The 3249-nt window shown below is 57.1% G+C and carries 5 protein-coding genes; all 5 read left to right on the forward strand.

The genetic code is table 11. The annotated features are described in order from the left end of the window. A partial coding sequence (locus F8C90_RS10575) for a Rep family protein (protein ID WP_158050469.1) occupies nt 1–256 on the forward strand: 256 nt, incomplete at its 5' end. A 691-nt stretch (nt 257–947) separates the two neighbouring features. Then, nucleotides 948–2159 (forward strand): plasmid recombination protein, encoded by a 1212-nt coding sequence (locus tag F8C90_RS10580; RefSeq protein WP_170264649.1) that lies wholly within the window; start codon nt 948–950, stop codon nt 2157–2159. Between the two features lie 43 nt (nt 2160–2202). Next, complete coding sequence (gene relB, locus F8C90_RS10585; RefSeq protein WP_035138971.1) at nt 2203–2439, forward strand: type II toxin-antitoxin system RelB family antitoxin; 237 nt, start codon at nt 2203–2205, stop codon at nt 2437–2439. Continuing rightward, nucleotides 2423–2692 carry a type II toxin-antitoxin system RelE family toxin gene (locus F8C90_RS10590; protein WP_035138972.1) on the forward strand — a complete coding sequence of 90 codons (270 nt, stop codon included), beginning with the start codon at nt 2423–2425 and terminating at the stop codon, nt 2690–2692. The genes relB and F8C90_RS10590 overlap by 17 nt, the downstream gene beginning before the upstream one ends. Before the next feature lie 65 nt (nt 2693–2757). Beyond that, nucleotides 2758–3249: Rep family protein (locus tag F8C90_RS10595; RefSeq protein ID WP_158050471.1), on the forward strand; the 492-nt coding region annotated here is incomplete at its 3' end.

Below are 3249 nucleotides of genomic sequence, written 5' to 3' on the forward strand. Positions count from 1 at the left end.
CCCCGCCGATGTTGTCGAGTTCGGTGGCGCGGATTACCTCGCGGCCATCAACCGAACGGCGGACAAGTATCGAATCATTGCTGAGATGTGCGACTGGGCAAAGACCAATCGCGTATACAGCTTCAACAAGCTCGTTGATTACGCCCGCGTTGAAAACCTCGAATGGTTCATGGCGCTTGCGGATAACAGCGCGATTTTCATGCGCGAGTATCTGAAGAGTTACAGATACGATTTGCTTGCAGGTGAGGAAGAGTAGTCGGGTCAATGCAGCAATGCGTGACCACGGGGCGGCGTGGTCTGCGCTCGCGCAGATCTAAGCCGACTCGTTCACGGATTGCGGAATTGACGCGACGGCCAACCGAATAGACCAGACTTGAACAAGGGTCGATGGACGCTCTGCTCCATCGACCCTTTCCTTGCCCGTGTCTCGACTGGATGAGACCTGCAGAATCGGGCGGCTCATTATTTTTCGCTAACTACGTCCGAAAAATAATGTGACAAATGACAAATGACCACAGGGGGGCGAGGTACTACGACCTCGCCCATGGGAATCCGATATCCGATACCGATACGTCGGGGTGGTTTGGAGGGGTTTCACCCCTCCATCTCGGCGGAGCCGAGCGGGCAAGTGAGTACGTATGACTTTCTGGTTAGAGCCAGGGGAGTCGTTCCGACTCAAAGGGTCGGAACACTGCGTCACTCCCCTGGAGTCCCGACCCCCGACCCCGACCCTCAAGGGGTGGTTTGGAGGGGTGAAACCCCTCCATTTCGGCGCAGCCGAATGGGCAAGGAAGAGGTGCCGCCACCGATGACGCGCAGCAATCTCGACCGCTGGGAGGATTGCGGAGAAGCCCCGCAGGGCACGTCCTTAGCGCAGCTAAGGTCTAACGTGCTATACCTTATACTAAGGACTGAACGCATCTTCAACAGTCACAGGGGGTTTACGCGTGGCGCATATCGCGAAATACAAGGCATCGGCGGTCGGCAAGCTCTGCGCCCACTACAACCGCTGGCAAGGCATCGACAACCCGAACGTGAGCCGCGAGAACATCGACAAGAGCCGCACGCATCTCAACTACACCCTGGGTGTGTATGAGAAGGACGGGAAGCGGTTCATCGGCAAGGTTCGGGGTTCGGCTTCGTGGGCAACCGTCAAGGGGCGCATAGACGCCGTGAACGCGCGCGCCAAGGCCGAGGGGAAGCGTGCCACGCGCAAAGACGCAGTGGTGATGGCTGACATGGTCGTGACGTTACCGCCGAACGTGCCACCAGAAGACGCGTACAAGTTCTTTTGGAATAGCTACCAGTACATCGCCGACCGCGTGGGGCGCGGAAACCTTATGGGCGGCTACGTGCACATGGACGAGACCACGCCGCACATGCACGTACCGTTCACGCCGATTCTTGACGGGCGGTTCAACTACAAGAAGATGTGCGACCGCAAGTTCTATCAGACCTTCCACAAGGGCTTAGGAGACCGCCTTGAGCAGAAGATGGGCTACCGCCCAGAAGTGGAGCTGAGCGAGGAGACGCGGGCGCAGAGGGTCTATACGAGCCGTACAAAGGACATCGACAAGGTGCGCGGTGCGGTCGATAGGGCGATTGTGGAGCCTGCGCAGCAGGAAGCAGATCGAATCGTCGCGGCGGCTAGGGAAGAAGCCGCCGCTTTGCTAAACGATGCCGAAGCGCGTAAGGCAGAGCTTGTTACCGAGATTGCCGACAAGGAGGGTGACCTTGCCGAGCTTGACAGCCAGCTCGAGGACGTGAAACTCGATATCGAAGATGAACAAGACCGATTGGAGTGCCTTCGGCAACGAGCGGACGGAGTTGCGCGAGACGTTGCAGAGCTTCGCCCCATCGCTGCCGAGGTTCGGGGCTGGGAAGCTGCGGGAAAAGCTGAGCGCGGCGCAATCCTCGATAACATCGTTGTTAAGTGCGATGGACTCGCGAGCCGCATCAGAGCAGGAGTTGCGGGAATGCGAATCAAAGTGGAAGAGCTTAGAAGCCGAATATCGCGCCCGCTCGAATATCTGATGCGCAGGGAACAGCCAAGGCAACAGAGCTTTAATGACGTGCTGCGCGATGCGCAGCGGGCGGCGGATGCGTGGAACCGCGACCACGCTGCACCGCAGAGGACGTATCGCGGGCGGGCTCGGTGATGTGTTATAGTAGTACCTGTAATACACGACAAGGAGGTGCGACATGGCTACCGCGGTCACATCAATGAGGATTCCAACCGAGTTGAACGAGCGCTACAGCCGTCTTGCGAAGGAGACTGGCAGGTCGAGGAGCTTCTACGTTAACGAAGCCCTGCAAGAAGCTATCGACCGTTTCGAGTACGAGTACGGGATTCTCAAGGATATCGAGGACTATCGTGCTGGCAGGCTTGAGACATACAGCATCGACGAGGTAAGGGCGCACTGTGGCCTGGCGAATTGATTTCACGAGGAACGCCGACAAGGCGATGCGCAAGCTCGATAAGGGCGTTGCCGCGCGGGTGTTTGACGAGCTTGACGAGATAGCGAAGCTCGAAGACCCAAGAAGCAGGGGCAAGGCATTGACGGGAAACTTGGCAGGCGTGTGGCGATACAGGGTCGGTGACTACCGAATCCTGTGCGACATCAATGACGGCAGGCTCGTCATTCTCGTGGTCGATGTTGCGCATAGACGCGAGGTTTACAAGCGCAGATAAAAAAAGAAAAGCCCCAGCAAGCTTGGCGGCAGCAGGGGCATCTAACGACAAGGAGATTATAACTCATGCCAATGAGCAAGGAGAAAAAAGCAGAGTGGGAGCGTAAGAACCGCTCTGGCAAGGTTCGCAAAATTTGGTGGGGCTACCTGTACGAGGATTCTGCACCAGACAACTTCCTTGACCTCATGCGCGAAAGCGGTATGGAAGGTCTTGCAATGAAGCATGACCGCGACGTTACCGCTGCGGGCGAAATCAAGGAGAAGCATTGGCATGTGGTCGTGCGTTTCTCGCATGCCGTGCAGGCAAAGGAAGCAAAAGATATCCTGACTTCGTTTGGCTGCAAAGAAGCGAGTGTGCAGTATCGCGACAATTGGACGGCTGTCGCTCGATATCTCTGCCATTTGGATGACCCGAACAAGGTGCAGTATGACCCCGCCGATGTTGTCGAGTTCGGTGGCGCGGATTACCTCGCGGCCATCAACCGAACGGCGGACAAGTATCGAATCATTGCTGAGATGTGCGACTGGGCAAAGACCAATCGCGTATACAGCTTCAAC

The organism is Ellagibacter isourolithinifaciens, assembly GCF_008831035.1.
GTDB lineage: Bacteria > Actinomycetota > Coriobacteriia > Coriobacteriales > Eggerthellaceae > Ellagibacter > Ellagibacter isourolithinifaciens.